This window comes from Neotabrizicola paludis (assembly GCF_044142105.1).
In the GTDB taxonomy this organism is placed as follows: Bacteria; Pseudomonadota; Alphaproteobacteria; order Rhodobacterales; family Rhodobacteraceae; genus Pseudogemmobacter.
Genome location: NZ_JBGTYM010000004.1, coordinates 96,637 through 120,760, shown reverse-complemented (window position 1 = coordinate 120,760; position 24,124 = coordinate 96,637). Strand labels below are relative to the sequence as shown.

Below are 24,124 nucleotides of genomic sequence, written 5' to 3'. Positions count from 1 at the left end.
CGCAAGCATGAGGGGCGATGCGACGGCGCTGGCCGCGGCGATAGGCCGTGGCCAGCTTACGGCATCCGAGGCGATGGAGGCATCGCTCTCGGCCGCCGCCTCCTGGGCCGATCTGGGCGCGATCTGCCTTCTGGAGGCCGAACTGGGTCGAAGGGCGGCAGCGAACTGGGATGCGCGGCCCTCGGGCGCGGTCTTCGGCGGCGTGCCGGTTCTGGTCAAGGATCTGGGCGCGCCCTTCGCGGGCCTGCCCGCCGCCGCAGGATCGGCGCTGTTTCCGCGCGGCCCGGGCGCGGCGGATAGCGATCTGGCGCGGCGTTTCCGCACGGCCGGGCTTTTGCCCTTTGGCCTGACCACCAGCCCGGAATTCGGCCTGTCTCTGGCCAGCGAACCGGCCATCGGACCCCGGTGCCGCAATCCGCTGAACCAAGGCCTGTCGCCCGGCGGGTCTTCCGGTGGCGCGGCGGCTTCTGTCGCGGCGGGGATCGTCGCCATTGCCCACGCAACCGATGCGGGCGGGTCGATCCGGGTGCCTGCCGCTGCCTGCGGTCTGGTCGGGCTGAAGCCGTCGCGCGGAACCATTCCGGGCGGGCCGGGCTATGGCAACCATCTGGGCGGCATCGCCAGCGAGCTGGCGGTCTGCCGGACGGTGCGGGACGCGGCGGCGATCCTGTCCGTCTGCGCTACAGACCCGCGCGGCCCCTTTGCCGCGGCGGCGCCCTTGCCGGAGGACGGGCCTTTCCGCATCGGACTGGTCACCGATCACGCAGAGCCCGCCCGTGCCGAAGCGGTCGAGGCCGCCGCCAGGGCGCTGGAGCGGGCGGGGCACCGGATCGGGGCGGTCGACGGCAAGAAGGTGAACGCGCTTGCCGCCACTTCGGCCCGGCTTTTCGCCGATATCGCCGCGATCAACCTGGCGACATTCGCCGAGGAGGCCGGGCTTGACCTTGCCCGCGCCGAGGCGATGACCCGCGCCACCGTGGCGCATGGCGCGGCGATGGGCGGGCCGCAGGTCTGGCGGATCACGCAGGAGATGGTTCTGGTCAGCCGCGACCTCTGGGCGCTGTTTGATGGGATCGACGCGCTGCTGACGCCGATGCTGTCCTCTGCCGCGAAACCGCTTGGGGCCTTCCCGACCGATCACAGCGACCGCGCCGCCCATTTCGCGGCGATGCAGGCCTTTGCGCCCTATGCGGCACTCGCGAATATCTCGGGCTTTCCCGCGCTCACGCTGCCGTTCGGCCGGGACGCGGCGGGCTTGCCCCTGCCGGTGCAGATCCTGGCGCCGTTCGGCGGCGAGGGGCGGCTTCTGGCGCTTGCGGCGCGGCTGGAAGCCGAGGAACGCTGGCAGCACCCCTTTGCCGTGGCAGGTCTGGCATGAGCGAGAATGTCCTGAACATCGCCAATGTGTCAAAGCGCTTCGGCACCACGCTGGCCAATGACGACATCTCGCTGACGCTGGCCAAGGGCGAGATCGTGGCCCTGCTGGGCGAGAATGGCGCGGGCAAGACGACGCTGATGTCGATCCTCTTCGGCCATTACACACCTGATAGCGGCGAGATCACGGCCTTCGGCCAGCCCCTGCCGCCCGGCAAGCCCAAGGCCGCGATCCGCGCGGGTATCGGCATGGTGCATCAGCATTTCTCGCTGGCGCCCAACCTGACCGTTCTGGAAAACGTGATGACCGGGACGGAAAGCCTGTGGCGCCCGGCCTCGAACACGCGGGGCGCGCGGGCCAAGCTGATGACGATTTCCGATCGTTTCGGGCTGAAGGTCGATCCCGATGCCCGGCTTGGCGATCTGTCGGTCGGAGAGCAGCAGCGGGTCGAGATCCTGAAGGCGCTGTACAATGACGCGCGCATCCTTGTGCTGGACGAGCCGACGGCGGTGCTGACCAATATCGAGGCCGAGGGCATGTTCCGCACGCTCAAGGACATGGCGGTGCAGGGCCTTTCGCTGATCTTCATCTCGCACAAGCTGGATGAGGTGATGGCGACCGCGCACCGCATCGTCGTGCTGCGCGGCGGGCGGATGGTGGCCGAACGGCGGGCCGAGGCGACCTCCAAGGCGGAACTGGCCGAGCTGATGGTGGGCCGCGCGGTGCACCGGCCCGTGCGCGACGCCGCGACGCCGGGCGAGGTGGTGCTGGAGGCGCAGGACCTGACCCTGCGGCAAGGCGGGGTGGAACGGCTGAAATCCATCAGCTTCCGGCTGCGGGCGGGCGAGGTTCTGGGGATCATCGGCGTGTCCGGCAACGGGCAGGCGCCGCTGGCGGGCGTGCTGGGCGGCACTCTGCGGCGCACGGGCGGCGATCTGCGGCTGTTCGGCCAGCCGGTCGGGCATCTATCGGTCGCCGAGGCGATCGAGGCCGGGATCGGGCGCATTCCCGAAGACCGCAATCATCACGGCGTCATCGGCGAGATGGCGATCTGGGAGAATGCCATCCTTGAACGCCTGCCGGGTTTCGCGCGGCGCGGGCTGGTCGACCGCAAGGCCGGCATGGCTTTTGCCCGCCGCATTATCGACGGTTTTGATGTGCGCGGCGGCAGCCCTTCCAGCCGGGTCCGGCTGCTGTCGGGCGGCAATATGCAGAAGCTGATCCTGGGGCGGAACCTGATCGACCATCCGAAGATCCTGATCGCCGCCCAGCCTGCGCGGGGTCTGGACGAAGGTGCGGTGGCGGCGGTGCACGCGCGGATCCTCGAGGCGCGGCGCGGCGGGACGGCAGTTCTGCTGATCTCGGAAGACCTTGATGAAGTGATGGCGCTGGCCGACCGGATTCAGGCGATTGTCGGCGGCAGGCTGTCGCCGCCGGTGTCCGCCGATACGGCCAATGCGCGGCAATTGGGGCTGATGATGGCCGGGGAATGGGACGAAACCACGAAAGGGGCTGTCCATGCGGTTTGAACGGCGCGATCACAGGCCCTTGGCGCTGGTGATCGCCACGCCGCTGATTGCAGTGGCGGTGGCTTTGGGGCTGGCAGGCGGGTTGATCGCGCTGGCTGGCGCGCCGGTGCTGGAAGCCTTTGGCAAGATCGTGACCGGCGCCTTCGGATCGCGTCTGGCCCTGACCGAGACGCTGACCCGCGCCATTCCTCTGACGCTGACCGGCCTTGCCGCCGCCGTGGCCTTCCGGGCGCGGCTGTGGAATATCGGGGCCGAGGGGCAGCTTTATCTGGGCGCGATCACGGTCGCCGGGGTCAGCGCCCATCTTCTGGGCGGCTTGCCCGCGGTGGTGCAGATCCCGCTTCTGCTGATCTGTGGCGCTGCGGCGGGAATGGTGCTGCTGCTGATCCCGCTTTGGCTGCGGCTGCGCTTTCAGGTCGACGAGGTGGTGACGACACTGCTTCTGAACTTCGTCGCCATCCTGTTCGTGTCCATGCTGATCGATGGGTTTTTGAAGGATCCGATGGCCTTTGGCTGGCCGCAATCGGTGCCGGTGACAAGCGAGGCGATGCTGCCCAAGCTGGTGGCGCGGTCGCGGCTGCATTGGGGGCTGGTGCTGGCGCTGGTTCTGGCCGTCGCGGTGCATCTGGTGCAGTCGCGCACCAGGTTCGGCCTGCAATCGCGGGCGGCGGGGCTGAACCCGGCGGGGGCGGTTTTCGCGGGCGTGCCGCTGGGGCGCACGCTGGTGTTGGTCGCGATGATCTCGGGCGGGCTGGCGGGTCTGGCCGGCGCGGTCGAGGTGATGGGGGTCATGTCCTATGTCACGACCGAGCTGTCCTCGGGCTATGGCTATTCCGGCATCGTGGTCGCCATGCTGGCCAATCTGCACCCCTTGGGCGTGGTGCTGGCCGCGCTTTTCACCGCCGCCATGTTCGTCGGCGCCGATGCCATGGGCCGCAGCATGAACGTGCCCTCCTATATCGCCGATGTCACGGTCGCGCTGTCGCTTCTGTCGATGCTGGTGGCGATCTTCTTCACCCAATACCGGATCCGGCGATGAGCGCGCTGTTCGACATTCTTGCCTCGTCCGGGCTGTGGGCCGCCGTGCTGCGCATCGCGACGCCGCTGATCCTGGGCACGCTGGGGGCGCTTCTGTGCGAAAGGTCGGGCGTGCTGAACCTGGGGATCGAGGGGATCATGACCTTCGGCGCGATGATCGGCTGGCTGGCGGTCTGGCACGGGGCGGATCTCTGGACCGGGCTTGCCGTGGCCGCGCTGTCGGGCGCGGTCTTCGGGCTTCTGCATGCCGGGCTGACGGTGACACTGGGCCTGTCGCAGCATGTCTCGGGCCTGGGGGTCACGCTCTTCGCGTCAAGTTTCAGCTATTACCTGTTCCGCCTGATCGTGCCGATCGAGGGCACGCCGCCCAAGATCATCCCCTTCCAACCCCTGAACCTGCCCGGTCTGTCTGACCTGCCCTTCATCGGTCCCGCCTTCTTCACCCAGACCGCGCCGACCTATCTGGCGATCCTGCTGGCCGTGCTGATGGCCTGGATGATCTTCCGCACGCCGCTGGGCCTTGCCATCCGCATGTCGGGCGAGAATCCCCATGCCGCCGAAGCGCAGGGCATCAACCCGATGACGGTGCGCTATGGCGCGGTGACAGCGGGGTCCGCCCTGATGGCGATGGGGGGCGCCTTCCTGACGCTCTCGGCCTTTGACAGTTTCATCCCCACCATGGTGCAGGGCCGCGGCTGGATCTGCATCGCGCTGGTGGTCTTCGCCTCGTGGCGCCCCGGCCGCGCGCTGCTGGGGGCGCTGCTATTCGCCTTTTTCGACGCCTTCCAGTTGCGGCTTCAGACCATGCTGACCGGAGCCGTGCCCTATCAGATCTTCCTGATGACGCCCTATATCCTGTCCATCGCCGCGCTTGCCGTCATGGCCCGCCGCGCGCGGGTGCCACAGGCCCTGATGCAACCCTATCGCCGCGGCGAACGCTGAGGTTTTCCATGTTTGACACGATCATCCGCCAAGCCAACCTGCCCGACGGGCGCATCGCCGATGTGGGCATCGCCAAGGGCCGCATCGCCGCCATCGAAGCCTCGCTTCCGGCCGAGGCGGGCGAGGTGGTCGATGCGACCGGGCGCCTGCTGTCGCCGTCCTTCTGCGATCCACATTTCCACATGGATGCCACGCTCTCGCTGGGCCTGCCCCGGATGAATGTCTCGGGCACGCTGCTGGAAGGCATCGCCCTGTGGGGGGAGTTGCGCCCCCTCTTGACCAAGGAGGCGCTGGTCGACCGGGCGCTGCGCTATTGCGATCTCGCCGTGTCGCAGGGTCTTTTGCACATCCGCACCCATGTCGACACCTCCGACCCGCGCCTGGTGACGGCCGAGGCGCTTCTGGAAGTGCAGGACCGCGTCCGCGACTATATCGACCTGCAATTGGTGGCTTTCCCGCAGGATGGCTATTACCGCGCGCCGCAAGGCGCGAAATCTCTGGAGCGCGCGCTGGACATGGGCGTCGGCATCGTCGGCGGCATCCCGCATTTTGAGCGCACGATGGAAGAGGGCCGCCTTTCGCTGGAGGCGCTCTGCCGCATCGCCGCCGAGCGCGGGCTGATGGTCGATATCCATTGTGACGAGACCGACGATCCGATGAGCCGCCATGTCGAGACGCTGGCGGCCGAGACGATCCGCCATGGCCTGCAGGGCCGGGTGAATGGCTCGCATCTCACCTCGATGCATTCGATGGACAATTACTATGTGTCCAAGCTGATCCCGCTGATGGCCGAGGCGCGGATGAACGCCACGCCCAACCCGCTGATCAACATCATGTTGCAGGGCCGCCATGACAGCTATCCCAAGCGGCGCGGCATGACGCGGGTGCCCGAGCTGATGGCGGCGGGGATCAATGTCTCGCTGGGGCAGGATTGCACCATGGACCCTTGGTATTCGATGGGGTCCGCGGACATGCTGGAAGTGGCGCATATGGCGGTGCATGTGGCCCAGATGGGCGGAATCGAGCAGAAGGCACGGATTTTCGATGCGATCACCGTCAACTCCGCCAAGACAATGGGGCTGGAGGACTATGGTCTGGTCGTGGGCAACCATGCCGATCTGGTCTTGGTGCAGGCGGCGGACGTGACCGAGGCGATCCGGCTGAAGCCCACCCGTCTGATCGTCTGGCGGCGGGGCCGGGTGGTCAGCCGCACCGCGCCGCGCCTGTCGGACCTGAACCTGCCGGGTCGCCCCGCCCGCATCGACCCCGGCGCAGATTTCCTGCCGCCCGCGCTGCGCGCGCGCTAGGCGGGGGCAAAGGGCGCGCGACTCAAGGCCGGTTTCGCGCCGCCGCCCGCAGTCTTTCACCATCTGCCCAGCCCTGGCAGGACGGCCCGATTCAGGCCGGGGCCGGGCCGCGATTGTTCACGCAGCCGCCTTGTAACCTTAATTCTGTCCACATTCGTCATTAACGAAGGGTTAATGCTAACCCCTCGACCGGAAAGGACCGCAACCATGGCACAGCGTCATGCCTCTGCGATCTCGCTGCCAACTGCCGTCTACGGCTTTGTCCTTCTCGGGGCGATCCTCTTTGGAATCGCAACCACCCTGCTCTTGTTCGACCGGGTGGCCAAAGCCCAGGCCTCGGCCCTGGAAGCGGCGGTCAACGTGCGGGGCCACCATGCGGCCTATGATTTTGCCCGCGCCCTGCACCAGGATTGGCAGACGCTGAAACGCCTTTCGGAGCGGATCGTGGATGCCGATCCCGTGGCCGTGCAAAGTGCGCTCGACACGGTGGTGGGCGATGGCGAGCGGGTCTCCTGGGCCGGTTTCGCCACCACCGACGGCGTGGTGCAGGCCGCGTCGAACAGCCTTCTGGAGACGGCGGATGTCTCGGCCCGGCCCTGGTTCCAGCGCGGCCTGATCGGCGATTTTGCCGGAGACGTGCATGACGCGCAGCTGTTGAATCAGCTTCTGGGCGGCAGCGAGGAAGAGCCGCTGCGCTTCATCGACCTTGCGGCGCAGGTCCAGGGCAAGGATGGCCAGCTCAAGGGCGTTCTCGGCTTTCACGTCAATTTCTCATGGGCGGAGGCCTATCTCAAGGACACGGCCGACAGCCTTGGGCTTGACCTCTATCTGGTCAATCAGGATGGCGAGGCGATCATGGCGACCGATGGCACTGTCCCCAAGACGCTGGACCTGCAAAGCTTCCGGGCCGCCGCTGCCGGGGTAGGCCGCTCGGACAGGGAAATCTGGCCCGATGGGCATGAGTATTTCACCACTGTCATCCCCATGGTGACCCAGGGCGACCTGCCCGATTTCGGCTGGCGCATGGTCGCGCGGATCCCGTCCGACTCGTTCGAGGCGGCTTCGGATGATCTGATCCGCTCGCTTGCCATCGTGGTGATGGTCTCGGTCCTTTTCCTGCTGATCCTGACCGTGGGCTTCAGCCGCTTGTTCCTGCACCCCTTCACGCTTCTGGCCGACAATGCCAAGCGCATCGCCGATGGCTCGGACGAATATCCGCTCGAGCTGCGCCGCACCGACGAGTTGCGCCGCCTTTCGGCCGCGCTGGCCCAGTTGCAGGACAGCCGGAGCTGATCGCCGGGCGGCAAGGGCTGCGCGTCAGTCGCGGCCCGATGCAGAGAAGGAAAGGCGGCGGGCCAGGTCGTCGAGCAGTGCGGTAAGGCGCACTGAAACCACGCCCGGCGCCTCGCCCTCGGTATAGAACCTGCGCATCATTGCCGCATATTGCTCGGCGGTGGGGGTCAGGGTGAGCCGGGCTCCATCCTCTGTCTGCGACACGACAATGGCCTGAACATCGCCCACATCGCGCACCCGCAGAATGCCCCGCACCCCCACTGCATAGCTGCGCCCGCGGATGCGCACGCTTTCGCGGGTGAAGCCCTGAATCCAGATCCGGCGCGGTTCGCCCTCGGCCACGAAGATCGCGCGTTCGGGCGCATCGGCGATGTGGCGTTCCCGCCGGGGCAGTTCGACACAGGTGATCAGTGTCAGGGCCAGGACAAGCAGGTTGTAGAAGGTCCAGAACAGGATCACCGCCTTGCCATCGCCCGCATCATAATAGGCGAAACGGTCCGAAACGATGCCCAGCATCAGCCCCACGAAGGTCAGTACGAACAGGATCAGGAAGGGCATGGCCAGCCGCCATTGCACCACGATCCGGCTGCGATCGCCGCCCTTGGCCGTGACCGAGAACGGATGACCTTTCGGCCGCAACAGGCCGACAATGGCGGCGCGGCTGATCGGGAAGGCACCCAGAAGCTGGCTGACATCATGCACCACGGGCACCATCAAACCGCGCGTCAACAGATTGTAGACCATGGTCACCCAGATGAAATAGGTGCCGAAATAACTGAGCACATCCGGCACTTCGGCATTCACCACGATGACCTGGAAATACCAGTAGAACAGCGGAAAGACGAGCGAGGCGATGCGGAAGGAAAACGCGGTCAGCCAGTAGAAAACCGAATCGATCACGCTCCAGCGGTCGCGCAGACGCAGCTTGTTGGGACCGAACGGGCCCAGGCGGCTGCGCGCGATCTGCATCAGCCCCAGGCACCAGCGTGCCCGCTGGGTGACGTATTCCTTAAGCCCCTCGGGGGCGAGCCCCTCGGTCAGCGGCTCGTTCAGATAGACGGTCTTCCAGCCGATCTCTTGCAACACCAGCGTCAGCAGGAAGTCCTCGGTCACGCTTTCGGTGGGAAAGCCGCCGCTGTCCTGCACCGCCGTCCAGCGCACCATGGACGAGGTGCCGCAGCAGATCGCTGTGCCCCAGGCATCGCGCGCGGCCTGCATATGGTCAAAGAAGAAGCGCTGCTCGTCGGGGTAAGACCGGCTGAGGCCCAGATTGTGCTGGATCGGGTCGGCGTTGAAGAAATGCTGCGGCGTCTGCACCAGCCCGACCGCGGGGTCGTGGAACAGCGCCAGCGAGCGGCTGATAAAGCCGCGATGCGGCACGAAATCCGCGTCCAGCACGGCAATGTAATCGGGCGGCACCGGGTCTTGCGCCAATACAGCCAGCGCATGATTGATATTGCCCGCCTTGGATCCTTTGTTGTCGGGGCGGCGCAGATAGCGCACGGCGCGCGTGGCGCAATAGTCGCGCAGCCAGTCGCGGCGGCCATCGTCCAGAACCAGGATCTCCTTGTTCGGGTGGTTCAGCGATTGCGCGCCCACGATGGTGCGCTCCAGCACCTCCAGCTCTTCATTATAGGTCGCGATCAGGATGGCGACCTTGGGGTCGGGGGCCGGCGCCCACCAGCCCAGATTCTCGGTTGCCTCGCCCGAGCGGTTCTTGGTGCGCGACATGATGACAAAGGCGCTGACCGAACCTGCCAGCGTCAGCATCTCGATCCCGAACAGCAGCCAGCTTGCAAGGAAATCGGCCGTCATCCCGACCGGCGCCAGCGTCTCGGTGAAGCGCCACCAGGCGTAGCGCAGCGCCAGCAGGCCCGCGATCGAGAAGAGCAGGATGCGGTGGCTGTTGCGTTCGGGGTTGATGAAATAGGGCAACACCAGACCGATGCCCGCGACGAGCATCATCTGCATGACGCCGCTGCCCATCTCGCTCAGATGGAAGCCGTATTCCATGTCTCAGCGCCAGAAGTCGCGCAGCCAGTCCAGCGGTCGGCGGTCAAAGAAGACGCGGCCTGTCCGTCCCACCGCGCAGCGCAATTCGGGCAGTTCGCGCAGGGCAGGGACCAGCACGGCCACGTCATAGCGTTGCAGATGCTTCTCGCTCGGTGCGATGGCAAGATTGCGATAGATCGTCGATGCGCCCGACCCCGCAAGCCGGATCACGCTGCCCGCGAAATTGCGCCCGTCGCCATCCAGATGGAACACCGCCTCCTGGCCGACGCGAAGATCATTGTAGGTGCTTTGCGTCACCGACAGCGTGACCAGCGCGGAATCGCAGTTCAGCAGCCGCAAGACATCCTGCCCGCGCTGCACCGACTCGCCATTGCTGGCCAGGATTTCCCAGACCTGCCCGCCCGCCGTGGCTTTGATGGCGCCGCTGCTGAGCAGCGCCACCCGCACCCGCTCTTGCGACAGCCGGTCCTCGACCAGTTTCAGCCGCGCGGTGGCCATGTCGCGCTCGGCAACCAGGCCCGCCCGCAGGGTGGCAAGCTCGTTGCGGCGCTGTTCGGCATAGGGCGCGTCATTGTAGCCATCCCCCAGGAAAACCCCGGTCCGGGCCGCCTCCAGCGTGATCTCCAGCACGTCCACCCTCTCACGGGCATAATCCAGGGCGATGCCATCGACCTGCGGGTCGCCCTGCGACCCGGATTGCCCCTCGTCCAGAAGCGCTGCCGCGCTCCCGCCACCCGTGCCGCTGGTCTGTTCCAGCAGCGCAAGCCGTGCCTTGGCATGGCTGAGACGGGTCTCGATCTCGGCGATGCGGCGCGCCCGATAGCTTTCCTCGCGCGCTTTCTGTGCCTCGATCCCAGCGTCGCTTTCCACAAGCTCTTGATCAAGCCGCGCCAGCTCGGCGGCCGCGACGCCGCGTTCCATCACCAGATCGTTCAGCCGCAGCGTGTCAACCAGCGGATCGGTGATCGTGCCCAGTTCTTGGTCGACATGGACAGAGGCGCCCAGGGTGCGGGGCGGCAGTGCAACGGTTCCGGCAATCGGTGCGCGCAGCGTGCTCAGCCTTGCATTCACCACGGCATCGGCACTCGCACCGGTCATCTGTTCGTAAGAGATGACCCAAAGGGCGAGGACGATGACGACGAAGCCGAGGAACAGCCTTGTATAGCGCATACCGCTGGATCCCTTCCTTCTGGACTGACAGGCGCAAATGATCCGTTAACGATGCGTTAACCATTGGCAATCCTCAACCCGCGGTCGAAGCGGAGGAGGAAATTTTTGCCATATGTTTCAAATGGAACGCCATGGGCGGCGCCACGTTTTTGCCACGATCTGGCGGGGGCGGCTAGGGCGCGCCGCAGGTGCCCTGCAAAATAGCGCAGCGATAGCATGATACTACCCGGGCTGCGCGAAACTGTCGTCTCCTGACCGAAAGGCAAGGAGAAGACATGGCCAAGATGATTCACGCGATGATCCGCGTGCTGGATGAAGCGCGCTCGCTGGCGTTCTACGACAAGGCCTTCGGGCTGAAAGTGGCCGAGCGGATGGATTTCGACAGCTTTACCCTGATCTATCTGTCCAATGCCGAAAGCACCTTCGAGCTGGAACTGACCGTCAACAAGGGCAGGACCGAACCCTATGCGCTGGGCGACGGTTATGGCCATCTGGCCGTCTCGGTCGCGGATGTGGCGGCAGAACATGCCAGGCTCGAGGCGGCGGGGCTGGCCCCGCGCAAGCTGGTGGATTTCGCCCCCGGCGGCACGGTGATCGCGCGCTTCTTCTTCATCGCCGACCCGGACGGCTACCAGATCGAGGTCCTGCAACGCGCAGGGCGCTATTTGTAAGATCGGCTTTCCCCGCGGAAGGGAGCCGCGGGGATCCCCCAGCCGCCAGAACAGCAAGGAGGAGACCATGACGACCAAGACCCTATCGCGCGAGGCCGATTGCCGGGGGCTGACCCGCCGCCAGTTGATTTCGCGCAGCTTCGCCGCAAGCGCCGGCATGATCATCGGCACTGGCTTTCTGGCCGCGCCCGATGCTGCCTGGGCCTATGAGGCGACCGCGCTGAAACCCGAAACCATGGCGACGCTGGTGCGCATGGCGCGCGACATCTACCCGCATGACCGGATCGGCGACGAATATTATGTTGTGGCGGTCAAGGGATATGACACCGCCGATGCCGCCGCCGAGATCGAGGCCGGCATCGCCGCCCTGAACGCCGCGGCCCAGGGCGCGGGCTTTGCCAGCTATGCCGATGCCGGCTGGGAGGATGACCGCGTGGCGATCCTGCGCGGCATGGAGCACTCGCCCTTCTTCCAGAAGATCCGCGGCGGGCTGGTGACTGGCTTCTACAACCAGAAGGAGGTCTGGCCCTATTTAGGCTACGAAGGCGAGTCCTTCTCGAAGGGCGGCTATATCGACCGCGGCTTCGACGACATCAACTGGCTTTAAGCGGGGAGGGCTGAGACATGGTTGCGAAATTCGACCTGAACGACGACTCGGTCGTCCTGGTGATCGGCACCGGCGCGGGCGGCGGTGTGCTGGCCAATGAACTGGCGCAGAAGGGCGTCAAGGTTGTGGCGCTCGAGGCGGGCGGCCGCTACCTGCCGGAAGATTATATCAATGACGAATGGGAAAGCTTCGGCCAGCTGGCCTGGACCGATGCGCGCACCACCTCGGGCGACTGGCGCGTGGCCAAGGATTTTCCCGGCCTGCCGGCCTGGATCGTCAAGGCGGTGGGCGGCACCTCGATCCACTGGGCGGGGGCTTCGCTGCGCTTCCAGGAGCATGAATGGAAGGCGCGTACGACCTATGGCCACGTTGCCGGCGCGAACCTGATCGACTGGCCGATCGATGCGGCCGAGATGGCGCCCTGGTATGACAAGGCCGAGGCCAAGCTGGGCGTCACCCGCACCGGCGACCGTCCCGGCCTGCCCGGCAACAACAACTTCAAGGTTCTGGAAAAAGGCGCCAAGGCGCTGGGCCTGACCGAAGTCCATACCGGCCGCATGGCGATCAACTCGATTGATTACGACGACCGGATGGCCTGCCAGCAGACCGGCTTCTGCTTCCAGGGCTGCAAATGGGGGGCGAAATGGTCGGCCGCCTATACCGATATCCCGCGCGGCGAAGCGACGGGCAATCTGGAAGTCCGCGACCATTGCCATGTGCTGAAGATCGAGCATGACGATCAGGGCCGCGTCACCGGCGCACTTTACGCCGACAAGGACGGCAACCAGCAGCTCCAGAAGGCGCGCGTCGTCTGCGTGGCGGGCAATTCCATCGAAAGCCCGCGCCTGCTGCTGAACTCGGCCTCGGCCATGTTCCCCGACGGGCTGGCCAATTCCTCGGGCCAGGTCGGGCGCAACTACATGCGCCACGTCACCGGTTCGGTCTATGCCGTGTTCGAGAAACCCGTCCGCATGTGGCGCGGCACCACCATGGCCGGGATCGTGCAGGACCATGCCAAGTTCGACGCCTCGCGCGGTTTCGTCGGCGGGTATGAGCTGGAAACCCTGTCGCTGGGCGTGCCGTTCATGGCGGCCTTCCTTGATCCGGGCGGCTGGGGCCGCGGCTTCACCTCGGCCATGGACGGGTATGAGAACATGGCCGGCATGTGGATCGTGGGCGAAGACATGCCGCAAGAGACGAACCGCATCACCCTGTCCTCGACGGTCAAGGACCAGTTTGGCCAGCCCGCGCCGGATGTGCATTTCGATGATCACCCCAATGACATCGCCATGCGCAGCCACGCCTACAAGCTGGGGCAGGAGATCTACATGGCGGCGGGGGCCACGCGCAGCTTCCCGACCCCGCCCTATCCCTCGACCCACAATCTCGGCACCAACCGCATGTCGGAAAAGCCGCGCGACGGGGTGGTGAACAAGCATGGCCAGACCCATGACATCGCCAACCTCTTCATCTCTGATGGCAGCCAGTTCACCTCGGGGGCGGCGGAAAACCCGACGCTGACCATCGTGGCGCTGGCGATCCGCCAGGCCGAGTTCATCGCGGGCGAGATGGGAAAGCAGGCGATCTGACCCGCCACTGAAGATCGGGCACAAAGATCCACAGGGGCGGTCCGCAAGGGCCGCCCTTTTCCTGTGCTGCCGCGCCGCTCAGGCGATGGCGCGCAGGGCGGGCGGCGGCGCGGCGCGGCCCTTTTCCAGCCGCACCAGGCAGGTGCAGCGCAGAAGCGAGGCGAAATTCACCGGCTCGCCGTGAAACTCAAGCACCTCGCGATGCAGCGTCGACAGGAAGGCGGCGGTCGATTCCCCCTGTTCCCGCGCGATCTCGTCCAGGATGGTCCAGAAGGCCGCTTCCAGCCGCACCGAAGTGCTCTGGCCGTTCAGCCGGATCCGGCGGGTGATCGGCACATAGCGGGCCGGGTCCTGCCGGGCAAAAAGTTCACACATGCTTTCCCCCTCCTCCCCTGTCGGGTGACATGGCACCACAGTCTCGCGTAACCCCGCCCACAAGGAAAGCCCCCCGGCGCCATACCAAGGTCGGGAGGGCCGTTTCAGCGGGCCGGACGGCGCAGGATCAGGGCAAGCGGAATGGCGGCCAGCGTGATCCACATCATCAGCCAGAAGTCGTTCAGGTAGGAAATCATCGCCGCCTGCAGGTTCACCAGCCCGTCAACGCTCGACAGCGCGGTCGGATTGCCCGCCGCCGCCAGCGGATTGGCTGACAGAAGCATCGGGTTCCAGGGCGTGATGAAGGCCGAAAGTTCGGCATGGTTGATCTGGATGTTGCGCGTCAGCAGCACCGAGACGACCGAGATGCCGATGGACGAGCCGATGTTGCGCACCAGGCTGAACAGGCTGGTGGCATCGGCGCGGTAGCGCGGCTCCAGCGTGGCGAAGGCCACGGTCGACAGCGGCACGAAGACCAGCCCCAGCCCAAGCCCCTGCACGATGCCGGACCGGATCACCGGCCAGGCATCCATCTGCGGCGAGAAGCCCGACATGTCCCACAGCGACAGCGCGGTCAGCAACAGCCCCGTCACCACCAGCTTGCGCGGGTCGATCAGCCGCACCAGCCGCCCGACGACCAGCATGGAAATCATCGTCCCCACGCCGCGCGGCGCCATGACCAGGCCGGTGGTGATCACCGGATAGCCGAAGATCTTCGACAGCATCGGCGGCAGAAGCGCCAGCGACGACAGCAGAAGCATCCCGATCACGAAGATGAACAAGAGGCCCGCGGCAAAGTTGCGGTCGGCGAACATGCGCGGGTCAAGGAACGGGTGGTCGGTCTCGCGGATATGGACCACGAACATCCAGAAACCCGCGAAGGTCAGCACGGCATAGATCCAGATCTCGCCCGCCGAGAACCAGTCCACCTCGCCGCCCCGGTCCAGCATCATCTGCAAGGCGCCGATGCCCAGCGACAGCAGGCCGAAGCCCATCAGGTCAAAGCTGCGCGGGCGGCGGGTAGAGCGCGGCAAGAAGGCTGCCGAGCCCAGGAAGGCGATGATGCCCACCGGCAGGTTGATGAAGAAGACCCAGCGCCAGTTGTAGCTTTCGGTCAGCCAGCCGCCCAGCGTCGGGCCGATGATCGGGCCGACCATGATGCCGGCCCCCCACATTGCCATCGCCTGACCGGCTTTCTCGCGCGGGTTGATGTCCAGAAGAAAGGTTTGCGACAGAGGCACGATGGCCGCGCCGAAGACGCCCTGCAACAGCCGGAAGCCAACCATAGAGGTCAGGTTCCAGGCCATGCCGCAGGCCATCGAAGTGGCGACGAAACCTATGATCGAGACCAGGAACAGTTCGCGTTTGCCGAAACGGTCGGCCAGCCAGCCGGTCATCGGCGTGACGATGGCCGAGGCGACGATATAGCTGGTCAGAACCCAGGTGATCGTGTCCTGCGAAGCGCCCAGATCGCCGGTCATCGAGGGCAGGGCGACATTGGCGATCGTGGTGTCCAGGACCTGCATGATGGTCGCCAGCATGATCGACAGGGTGATCAGCCCGCGATGGCGCACCTCAGGCTGGGCCATCGGAACGGCGGTTGAAACCGACATGACGGCACCGCCTTATTCGCCGGCCTTGGCGGCCATGAAGGGGGCGGCGCCGGTTTCGACCGTCACGCTGGCCGAAAGGCCGGTGGCAAGACCGGCAACCTCTTCGGGATGGTCAAGCCGGATCCGCACCGGCACGCGCTGGGTGACCTTGACCCAGTTGCCGGTGGCGTTCTGCGCGGGCAGCAGCGAAAACTCCGCCCCCGTGCCTGCGCCCACGGCAACGACCTTGCCCTCGAAGCGGCGGCCGGGGGCGGCGTCGAACTCGACCTCGGCCTTCTGGTCGGCCTCCATCTGGCCGATCTGGGTTTCCTTGAAATTCGCCTCGACCCAGACCTCATTGGTCTCGACCAGCGCAAAGACCGACTGGCCCGCGCTGACCATCGCGCCTTCGCGGAACGAGGCCGCCTGATAGACCACGCCATCGGCCGGGGCCTTCACCGTGGTCAGAGACAGGTTGTAGCGGGCGGAATCCACCGCCGTCAGCGCGGCCTGCACCGCCGGATGGGCATCGACCGGTGCGGCGGGATCGCCCCCCAATGCGGCGCGGGCCGCTTCGGCATTCAACAGCGCGACCTGCGCCTGTTCGGCGGCCTGCTGCGCGAGATGACGGGCATCGTCCAGATCGGTCACCGTCGCCACGCCCTTGTCCGCCAGCGCCTCCTTGCGCTTCAGCTCATGGCTCAGGAAGGCGGCATTATCCTCGGCCAGCTTGGCCTGGGCCGCTGACTGGTCGAATCCGGCCTTGAGCTGGGCCACTTGCAGCCGCGCCGCGGCCAGCGCCGCCTCGGCCTGGGCCAGCGCCAGCTTGTAGGGCTGGTCATCGACGGTGAAGAGGACATCGCCCGCCTTAACATGCTGCAATTCGGTCACCGCCATCTTGGTCACTCGCCCGCCGATGCTGGCGGCGACCGGGATATGGGCCTGCCGCAGATTGGCGTTCTCGGTCGTCTCGACGCCAGCGCCCGACAGGAACCAATAGCCCGCCCCGCCCGCGACCAGCGCGGGCACCACCAGCATCAGCATCAGCCGCCGCAGCGGGCTGCGCCGCTTGGGCGCCGGGGCAGGGGACGCGGCCGCAGCCGGGGCGGCGGGCTGGGCTTCGGGCAAGGCTTCGGGAATATCGCTCATTTCAATGTCTCCGTTGCGGCGGCGGCGGCCGGAACGGCGGTCGTCGGGTCGGGTTGGGGTTCGGTTTTCGGGGCGTTCAACGTCTCGATCACGCAGAGCAGCGCACGGTGGAAAATCCGGCGCTCCTCTTCGGTGAGGGGCTCCAGCGCCTCGTCATAGATGCCCTCGGCAATCGCGCGCACCTGCGGCGCGGCCTCTGCGGCCTTGGCGGTCGGCTCGACGATCCGGGCGCGGCGGTCTTCGGGATGCGGGCAGCGGCGCACCCAATCAGCGGCCTCCATCCGGTCGAGAAGCCGCGACACGCTCATCGGCTCGACATCCAGCAGATCGGCCAACGCCGCCTGGGTCATCGGGCCGTCATTCAGGATATGCGCCAGAAGCCGCCATTGGGTGGCCGAAAGGCCCCAATCGGTGGTGCGCGCCTCGAATTCGCGGCGCATGGCGCGGGAAGCATCTTTGAGGATCATGGCGAGTCGGGGGATTCGATAGCTCATAAGCCGTAGATATAATAACAGTAGCTTACTATTCAAGCGAAATCATTCCGCGCCGCAGCATCGTCGTCCCAAGCCATGACAAAAGGCCCGCGCACGGCACGGGCCTTCCAGAAGTTTTTCCGAAGTTTCAGCTGTCTGACCTTCAGCCCTGCGCCCCGGCCCGCGCCAGCATCTCGGCCACATGGGCAGGTCCGGTCGGGCGGATGCCGTTCGGGTTCAGCGCCTTGATCGCGTAATAGCCGCGGGTGATATGGTCCATGTTGACCGTTTCGGCCACGCCTGGCAGCGATAGCATCCGCTCCAGATAGGCCGACAGGCGCGGGTAATCGGCGATCTGGCGGCGGTTGGCCTTGAACAACCCGTGATAGGCGGCATCAAAGCGGATCAGCGTCACGAAGGCCCGGATATCGCTTTCGGTCAGCTGGTCGCCGAACAGGTAATCGCCCGTCAGCCGCCCCTCCATCTCGTCCAAAAAGGTGAAGACACCCTCGACCGCCTCGTCATAGGCGGCCTGGCTTTGCGCGAAGCCCGCCTTGTAGACGCCATTGTTGAACTGATCGTACATCCGCGCGTTCAACGCGTCGATCTCGCCCGCCAGATCTTCGGGATAAAGCCGCAGATCAGATGGCACCAGCCCCTCGAACGCAGTGTCGAACATCCGCAGGATATCGGCGCTTTCATTGTTCACCATCACGTTCTGCCGCATGTCCCACAAGACCGGCACCGTCGCCCGGCCGGTGTAACCGGCATCGGCGCGGGTATAGATCTCATGCAGATGGCGCGCCGCGAAAAGCGGGTCTTCCTCGGCCCCGTCATAGCCGCCGAATGACCAGCCCTGCGCCCCCAGCATGGGGTTCACCACCGTCACGGGGATCAGCCGGTCCAGCCCCTTCAGCTTACGCGCGATCAGCGTGCGCGAGGCCCAGGGGCAGATCAGCGCGACATAAAGCCGGTACCGCCCGGCTTCGGCCTTGAACCCGGCCGACCCGGTCGGCCCGGCGCTGCCATCCGGCGTGATCCAGTTGCGAAAGCCCGAGACCTGGCGCACGAAGCGCCCCTTGTCGTCACTGGCCTGCACCGGGTGCCAGTTGTCGGTCCATCTGCCGTTCACCAGCATGGCGCGGCTCCTTTCAGGCGTGGAAGACGAAGGACCGCATCGAAACGCTGCCCAGGTCGATCGAATTGTTCATGAAGCTCAGGCTGTCGCGCGCATCGCTGGCGCCCGCGATGGTCAGCGCCGGCAGGTAATGGTCCAGCGACGGATGCGCCATCTGCAACAGCGTGCCCAAATCGGCGCGGCTGGCCAGCGGCGCCAGATCGCGCGCCTGCAGCCGGTCGGCGAAGAGCTTGTCGAATTCCAGCGCGAAATCCTGCGGCCGCCCGCCCCAGCGCATGGCACGCAGATTGTGCACCACATTGCCCGAGCCAAGGATCAGCACGCCCTTGTCGCGCAGCCCAGCCAGCGCCCGGCCGATCTCGATATGCTGCGGCAGGTCCGCCGCCATGTCGATCGACAGCTGGAAGACGGGCACATCGGCCTCGGGATACAGGAATTTCAGCACCGTCCAGGCGCCATGGTCCAGCCCCCAGGTGTCGTCTTCCTCCGCATGGTGGCTGGCCAGCAGCGAGACCACCTCGCGCGCCAGCGCCGGGTCGCCCTTGGCGGGATATTGCTGGGCGTAAAGCTCGTCCGGGAAGCCGTAGAAATCATGGATCGTCTTCGGCAAGGCCGAGACATCGACCAGCGTGCTGCCATGGGTCATCCAATGGGCCGAGACGACAAGGATCGCCTGCGGGCGGGGCAGGCTGCGGCCAAGGGCAGACCAGCCGCGCGAATAATCCGTGTCTTCGATGGCGTTCATCGGGCTGCCATGGCCCAGAAAGACCACGGGCATGCGGTCGCTGGACGAGAGGCGGTCCTTGAGACGGTCAAGCTGCGAGACGATGCTCATGGCGTGCTCCTTTCAGGGACGGGCCCGCCCCTTGCGCGGACGGGCCGTTTTCAGATGGGACTCAGGCGGTCGCCTTGGCAAGCCGCTTGCTCGGCACCAGCGCCAGCGCGCCATCGCCCAGAAGGGCAATCGCGGCCTGCACGGCGGCCCACATCACCGGATATTCCCAGCCGCCATTCGGGTTCGACCAGTTGAACCCGCTGGCGCCGTGACCGTAATAGGCCGCGCCCAGCAGAACAAAGGTCAGCACGACCGAGACGAGGCGCGGCAGGATGCCCAGGATCAGGGCAAGACCACCCGCGATCTCGATCACCATGGTCAGCGGGCCCAGCCATTCCGGCAGTCCGATCGAGCCGAAATAGCCCGCAGTGCCCGCAGGGGTGAAGACGAAAAGCTTGATCAGGCCATGGGTCAGGAACAGGGCGCCGGTGACAAGGCGCAGGGCGAGGATGGCATAGGGGGCGGTCTTGGTGTCGGTCATCTTTTCTCTCCGAAATCTGGAGGAGGCCGGGAGGGGCCTCCGATGCCGTGGAACCTAGGCCTTGCCGTCTATGAACAAAATGGCGATATCGTGGAATGATTACCCACGATTTGTTCGGAGTGGTGCAAGATGGATTTCACCGACGAATTGCGCGCCTTTGTCGCCACCGCCCAGACCGGGTCCTTCACCGCTGCGGCGGACCAGCTGGGCGTGTCGAACAGGCTGACCTCGAAATACGTGGCCGGGCTCGAGGCGCGGCTGGGCGTGCGCCTGTTCCAGCGCACCACCCGCAAGGTCGGGCTGACGCCTGCGGGGCAGGACCTTCTGGCTCGCGCCCCTGCCGTGCTGGATGATCTTGATGATCTCCTGGGCAATGTCTCCGAGGGGCGGCGCGGCTTTTCCGGGACGATCCGCGTCTCGGCTCCGGTGACCTTTGGCGAGACCTATATCGCCGGAATGCTGGGCCGTTTCGGCACGCAGCATCCCGGCCTGACCCTCGATTTGCGCTTTTCCGACCGCTATGCCGATCTGGCGGCGGAAGGCATCGACCTTGCCTTCCGCATCGGGGCTTCGGGCGCGCTCTCGGTCAAGACGCGCAAGCTGGGCGATCTGCCGATGGCGGTGGCGGCAAGCCCGGCCTATCTGGCGCAGCACGGCGCGCCCGACCATCCGCGCGATCTGGACCGCCATGCCTGCATCATCGACACCAACAGCCGAAGCGCCCGGCGCTGGGTGTTCGGCAAGGGGACCGCGGAAGAGGTGGTGCAGGTCAATGGCCGCTTCCTGGTCAATTCGGCCCGCGCGGCGGGCGAATTGGCGGCAGCGGGTCTGGGCGTCGTCTGCGCGCCGCGATTCGCGCTGTCTGAAGCCTTGGCCGCCGGGCGACTGGTCGCGCTGCTGGAAGACTTCGCGCTTGAGCCAAACCCGATCTCGGCGGTCTATCTGGAAGGCCGCAACCTGCCGCGCAAGGTGCGCAGCCTGATCGACTTCGCCGTGACCGACATCCGTTTCGCCGGGGTGCTTTAGCCCGCCGTCCCACCTTCTTCCTGTGCCGCATCCCAGGCCTTCAGCCAGCGTTTCGGCGCCGCCGCCCGCCACTGCCGGATCAGCCTTGGCCGCGCCCAATCCGGGTCGATCCTTCCGGCCCGCACCAGCACCAGCGCATGCGGCGCGTAATGCGGATGCAGGAAAAAGGTCTCGGGGTCGGCCTCCATCAGCATCTCGCGCTCGTCGCGGTCGGCATGGAAGACCGCACCATCCGCATAATAGGCCCACCAGCACCACATCTTGCCATGTGCCTTCAGCGCCTCATGGCCCCAGGGGGTGGAAAGCGTGACCTGCGGCAGGCCCAGCGACAGGGCGAAGGCCTTCAGCTCGGACCAGTCGCGGATCATCAGCCCGGCGGCGGGCAGGCCGCGTCAAGCGGCGGGGCGCCCGCAAAGGAGACGATCTTCGACCCGCCCATCTCGATCCGCCAGGTCTCGCCCTCGACCATCCAAAGGCCCACGCCATAGATCTCATGGCTGGCGAAACAGTCGGGCCGCAGGGTGAAGGTGTCGATCGCATCCGATCCGGCAAGCACAGCCGTGCCGTCGGCGTTGACGGTCAGGGCATAGACCGCGCCCGTCGCCTCATCCGGCAACTCGGTCTGGGCTGCAAGCGGTGTCGCAAGGGCCAGCAGGCCGAGCGTTGCAAGAAGACATCCCTTCACATGCACCTCCCCCTAATGGGCCTCGGCCCAGTTGCGTCCTTTCCCGGCCTCGACCGTCAGCGGCACTTTCAGCGGCACCACCGGCAGGTTCGCACCTTCCATCACATCCTTCGCCACCTTGGCCAGAGCGTCGGCGGCGCCTTCCTCGACCTCGAACAGCAATTCGTCATGCACCTGCAACAGCATCTTCGCGGGCAGATGCGCGATGGCGGCAGGCATGCGGATCATCGCGCGGCGGATCACATCGGCCGCCGTGCCCTGGATCGGCGCGTTGATCGCCGCGCGCTTGGCAAAGCCCGCGCCCGGTCCCTTGGCATTGATGTCGGGCGTGTGGATCTTGCGGCCGAACAGCGTCTGCACATAGCCATTCGCCTGGGCAAAGCGCACGGTCTCGGCCATATATTCCTTGATGCCGGGGAAGCGTTCGAAATAGCGGTCGATGAAGCCCTGCGCCTCGGCCCGCGGAATCCGCAGGTTGCGCGCCAGGCCAAAGCCCGAAATCCCGTAGATGACGCCAAAGTTGATCGCCTTGGCCCGGCGCCGGATCTCGCCGGTCATCTGGTCCAGGGGCACGTTGAACATTTCCGAGGCCGTCAGCGCATGGATGTCGATCCCATCCTTGAAGGCCTGCTGCAGCGCCGGGATATCGGCAATATGGGCCAGGATGCGCAGCTCGATCTGGCTGTAATCCAGGCTGACCAGAACCTTGTCCGGGCCTGCTACGAAGGCCTCGCGGATGCGGCGGCCTTCCTCGGTGCGCACCGGAATGTTCTGAAGGTTCGGATCGGTCGAGGCGAGCCGCCCGGTATTCGCCCCGGCAATGGAATAAGAGGTGTGCACCCGCCCGGTTTCCGGGTTGATCGCCTGTTGCAGCGCATCGGTATAGGTCGATTTCAGTTTGGAAATCTGCCGCCAGTCCAGCACCTTGGCCGCCAGCCTTGCCCCCTGCGGATGGCTGTCTTCCAGCGTGGTGATGTCTTCCAGAATGTCGGCGCCGGTGCCGTAGGCCCCGGTCTTGCCCTTCTCGCCGCCGGGCACGCCCATGCGGTCGAACAGCACCTCGCCCAATTGCTTGGGGCTGCCGACATTGAACTTCTCGCCCGCGATCTCCTGGATCTCGTCTTCATATTGCGCCAGCTTCTGCGCAAAGGCGTTGGACATGCGCGCCAGCACGTCGCGATCCACCGTGATCCCGGCCATTTCCATATCGGCCAGAACCGGCACCAGCGGCCGCTCCAGCGTCTCGTAAACCGTTGTCACCCGTTTCTGGTGCAGTTGCGGGCGGAACTGTTCCCACAGGCGCAGCGTGATGTCGGCATCCTCGGCGGCATATTTCACCGCATCCTCGATGCCCACGCGGTCAAAGGTGACCTGCGCCTTGCCCGACCCCAGCAGCGATTTGATCGGGATCGGCCGATGGGCAAGGTATTTCTCGGAAAGCTCGTCCATGCCGTGATTGTTCAGCCCCGCCTGCAAGGCATAGCTCATCAGCATCGTGTCGTCGAAAGGCGTGATGCGGATGCCGTGGCGGGCAAAGATCTTCCAGTCATATTTCATGTTCTGGCCGATCTTCTGGATCGACGGATCCTCCAGAACCGGCTTCAGCGCGGCCAGGGCCTCCTCCAGCCCCAGCTGGCCCTCGACCAAAGCGTCCGAGCCGAACAGGTCGCCGCCGCCCTGCCTGTGGCCCAGCGGGATATAGGCCGCGTCCCCCGCCTTGAACGACAGCGAAATGCCAACCAGATCGGCCTGCATCTCGTCCAGGCTTGTCGTCTCGGTATCGACGGCGACATGGCCCAGATTCGCGATCTTGGCGATCCACTGGTCCAAACTGGCGCGGTCGCGGATCGCCACATAGGCGGCGTGGTCGAACGGGGCCTGAGCCGCCTCTTCCTGCGCCTGCGGCTTGTCCTCCGCCGCCGCCGAGATCACCGGCGCCGCCACTTTCAGCCGCTCCGAAACCCGCCGCGCCAGGCTGCGGAATTCCATTTCGGCCAGGAAACCCATCAGCTTCTCGGCGTCGGGCTTTCGGATCTCCAGCTCGTCCAGCGTCACCCCCGCCGGGGCCTGCGCATCCAGCGACACCAGTTGCCGCGAGATGCGGATCAGATCGGCATTGGCGGTCAGCGCCTCGCGCCGCTTGGGTTGCTTGATCTCTTCGGCCCGCGCCAGAAGCGTATCGAGATCGCCATATTCGTTGATCAACAGCGCCGCCGTCTTCAGCCCGATCCCCGGCGCACCTGGCACATTGTCGGTGCTGTCGCCGGCCAGCGCCTGCACATCCACCACCTTGTCGGGCGTGACCCCGAACTTCTCCATCACCTCGTCGGGGCCGATCGGGCGGTTCTTCATCGGGTCATGCATGTCGACGCCGGGCCGGATCAATTGCATCAGGTCCTTGTCGGACGAGATGATCGTGCAGCTTCCCCCGGCCTCGACCGCCTGCCGCGCAAGGCTGGCGATGATGTCATCGGCCTCGAACCCCTCGACCTCCAGGCAGGCCACGTTGAACGCTCGCGTCGCCTCGCGCGTCAGCGGGAATTGCGGTCGCAGATCCTCGGGCGGCGGCGGACGGTTGGCCTTGTACTGGTCGTAGATGTCATTGCGGAAGGTCTTGGACGAATAGTCGAAGACCACCGCGATATGGGTCGCGGCATTCTTGGCGTCGCGCGTGATCTCGTTCCACAGGATCGAGGCGAATCCCGCCACCGCGCCGATCGGCAGCCCGTCCGAGCGCGTCAGCGGCGGCAGTGCGTGATAGGCCCGGAAAATATAGGCCGAACCGTCGATCAGGTGCAGGTGATGGCCCTTGCCGAAACTCATATCCCGAAACTCA

22 protein-coding genes are annotated in these 24,124 nt (G+C 65.9%); 10 read left to right on the top strand and 12 right to left on the bottom strand.

Features of this window, described 5'->3' with window-relative positions; genetic code table 11:
* Positions 1-7: 7 nt before the first annotated feature.
* From ACED67_RS10990 to ACED67_RS10965, 6 genes are all read left to right on the top strand, one after another.
* Entirely contained in the window at positions 8-1,378 is a 1,371-nt protein-coding gene (locus ACED67_RS10990) for an amidase (protein WP_395541659.1), read from the top strand.
* A complete protein-coding gene (locus tag ACED67_RS10985; protein WP_395541658.1) occupies positions 1,375-2,904 on the top strand; it encodes an ABC transporter ATP-binding protein in 1,530 nt (509 codons plus the stop codon). The genes ACED67_RS10990 and ACED67_RS10985 overlap by 4 nt, the downstream gene beginning before the upstream one ends.
* A complete protein-coding gene (locus ACED67_RS10980; RefSeq protein WP_395541657.1) occupies positions 2,894-3,943 on the top strand; it encodes an ABC transporter permease in 1,050 nt (349 codons plus the stop codon). The genes ACED67_RS10985 and ACED67_RS10980 overlap by 11 nt, the downstream gene beginning before the upstream one ends.
* On the top strand, positions 3,940-4,884 hold the full coding sequence (locus ACED67_RS10975) for an ABC transporter permease (protein ID WP_395541655.1): 945 nt from the start codon (positions 3,940-3,942) through the stop codon (positions 4,882-4,884). The genes ACED67_RS10980 and ACED67_RS10975 overlap by 4 nt, the downstream gene beginning before the upstream one ends.
* Positions 4,885-4,892: 8 nt before the next feature.
* Positions 4,893-6,191 (top strand): amidohydrolase family protein, encoded by a 1,299-nt coding sequence (locus ACED67_RS10970; protein WP_395541654.1) that lies wholly within the window; start codon positions 4,893-4,895, stop codon positions 6,189-6,191.
* 207 nt (positions 6,192-6,398) lie between these two features.
* On the top strand, positions 6,399-7,484 hold the full coding sequence (locus ACED67_RS10965; protein ID WP_395541653.1) for a cache domain-containing protein: 1,086 nt from the start codon (positions 6,399-6,401) through the stop codon (positions 7,482-7,484).
* 24 nt (positions 7,485-7,508) lie between these two features.
* Here ACED67_RS10965 and ACED67_RS10960 read toward each other — a convergent pair whose 3' ends face one another.
* Positions 7,509-9,497, bottom strand: coding sequence for a glycosyltransferase (locus ACED67_RS10960; RefSeq protein WP_395541652.1), 1,989 nt, complete (start codon positions 9,495-9,497; stop codon positions 7,509-7,511).
* Between the two features lie 3 nt (positions 9,498-9,500).
* A complete protein-coding gene (locus ACED67_RS10955) occupies positions 9,501-10,667 on the bottom strand; it encodes an HlyD family secretion protein (protein ID WP_395541651.1) in 1,167 nt (388 codons plus the stop codon).
* A 275-nt stretch (positions 10,668-10,942) separates the two neighbouring features.
* On the opposite strand from ACED67_RS10955, the gene ACED67_RS10950 reads away from it, so the two are divergent.
* From ACED67_RS10950 to ACED67_RS10940, 3 genes are all read left to right on the top strand, one after another.
* Complete coding sequence (locus tag ACED67_RS10950) at positions 10,943-11,338, top strand: VOC family protein (protein ID WP_395541650.1); 396 nt, start codon at positions 10,943-10,945, stop codon at positions 11,336-11,338.
* 67 nt (positions 11,339-11,405) lie between these two features.
* A complete protein-coding gene (locus tag ACED67_RS10945) occupies positions 11,406-11,945 on the top strand; it encodes a Twin-arginine translocation pathway signal (RefSeq protein ID WP_395541649.1) in 540 nt (179 codons plus the stop codon).
* A 17-nt stretch (positions 11,946-11,962) separates the two neighbouring features.
* Positions 11,963-13,534, top strand: a complete 1,572-nt coding sequence (locus ACED67_RS10940) for a GMC family oxidoreductase (protein ID WP_395541648.1) — start codon at positions 11,963-11,965, stop codon at positions 13,532-13,534.
* Between the two features lie 78 nt (positions 13,535-13,612).
* On the opposite strand, the gene ACED67_RS10935 is transcribed toward ACED67_RS10940, so the two are convergent.
* From ACED67_RS10935 to ACED67_RS10905, 7 genes are all read right to left on the bottom strand, one after another.
* Positions 13,613-13,909, bottom strand: a complete 297-nt coding sequence (locus ACED67_RS10935) for a ribbon-helix-helix domain-containing protein (RefSeq protein WP_395541647.1) — start codon at positions 13,907-13,909, stop codon at positions 13,613-13,615.
* A gap of 104 nt (positions 13,910-14,013) precedes the next feature.
* Positions 14,014-15,522 (bottom strand): DHA2 family efflux MFS transporter permease subunit, encoded by a 1,509-nt coding sequence (locus ACED67_RS10930; RefSeq protein WP_395541646.1) that lies wholly within the window; start codon positions 15,520-15,522, stop codon positions 14,014-14,016.
* Positions 15,523-15,534: 12 nt separating this feature from the next.
* The gene (locus ACED67_RS10925) at positions 15,535-16,650 is read right to left on the bottom strand and encodes an HlyD family secretion protein (protein WP_395541645.1); all 1,116 of its coding nucleotides are present in this window, start codon (positions 16,648-16,650) and stop codon (positions 15,535-15,537) included.
* Positions 16,647-17,117, bottom strand: a complete 471-nt coding sequence (locus ACED67_RS10920; RefSeq protein ID WP_395541644.1) for a MarR family winged helix-turn-helix transcriptional regulator — start codon at positions 17,115-17,117, stop codon at positions 16,647-16,649. Before ACED67_RS10920 ends, ACED67_RS10925 begins: the two co-directional genes overlap by 4 nt.
* 169 nt (positions 17,118-17,286) lie before the next feature.
* Positions 17,287-18,261 carry a glutathione S-transferase family protein gene (locus tag ACED67_RS10915; protein ID WP_395541643.1) on the bottom strand — a complete coding sequence of 325 codons (975 nt, stop codon included), beginning with the start codon at positions 18,259-18,261 and terminating at the stop codon, positions 17,287-17,289.
* Positions 18,262-18,274: 13 nt separating this feature from the next.
* Positions 18,275-19,096 carry a 4,5-DOPA-extradiol-dioxygenase gene (gene ygiD, locus ACED67_RS10910; RefSeq protein ID WP_395541642.1) on the bottom strand — a complete coding sequence of 274 codons (822 nt, stop codon included), beginning with the start codon at positions 19,094-19,096 and terminating at the stop codon, positions 18,275-18,277.
* Positions 19,097-19,157: 61 nt separating this feature from the next.
* On the bottom strand, positions 19,158-19,577 hold the full coding sequence (locus ACED67_RS10905; protein ID WP_395541641.1) for a DoxX family protein: 420 nt from the start codon (positions 19,575-19,577) through the stop codon (positions 19,158-19,160).
* A 129-nt stretch (positions 19,578-19,706) separates the two neighbouring features.
* Between ACED67_RS10905 and ACED67_RS10900 the strand changes: the two genes are divergently transcribed.
* Positions 19,707-20,603, top strand: coding sequence for a LysR family transcriptional regulator (locus tag ACED67_RS10900; protein WP_395541640.1), 897 nt, complete (start codon positions 19,707-19,709; stop codon positions 20,601-20,603).
* Here the strand turns inward: ACED67_RS10900 and ACED67_RS10895 are convergent.
* The 3 genes from ACED67_RS10895 to polA are packed head-to-tail and all read right to left on the bottom strand — an operon-like array spanning position 20,600 to position 24,111.
* Positions 20,600-20,971, bottom strand: coding sequence for an MmcQ/YjbR family DNA-binding protein (locus tag ACED67_RS10895; protein ID WP_395541639.1), 372 nt, complete (start codon positions 20,969-20,971; stop codon positions 20,600-20,602). The two genes, ACED67_RS10900 and ACED67_RS10895, sit on opposite strands and share 4 nt — an antisense overlap.
* Complete coding sequence (locus tag ACED67_RS10890; RefSeq protein WP_395541638.1) at positions 20,971-21,288, bottom strand: hypothetical protein; 318 nt, start codon at positions 21,286-21,288, stop codon at positions 20,971-20,973. The genes ACED67_RS10895 and ACED67_RS10890 overlap by 1 nt, the downstream gene beginning before the upstream one ends.
* A gap of 12 nt (positions 21,289-21,300) precedes the next feature.
* Positions 21,301-24,111 (bottom strand): DNA polymerase I, encoded by a 2,811-nt coding sequence (polA, locus tag ACED67_RS10885; protein WP_395541637.1) that lies wholly within the window; start codon positions 24,109-24,111, stop codon positions 21,301-21,303.
* Positions 24,112-24,124 lie beyond the last annotated feature (13 nt).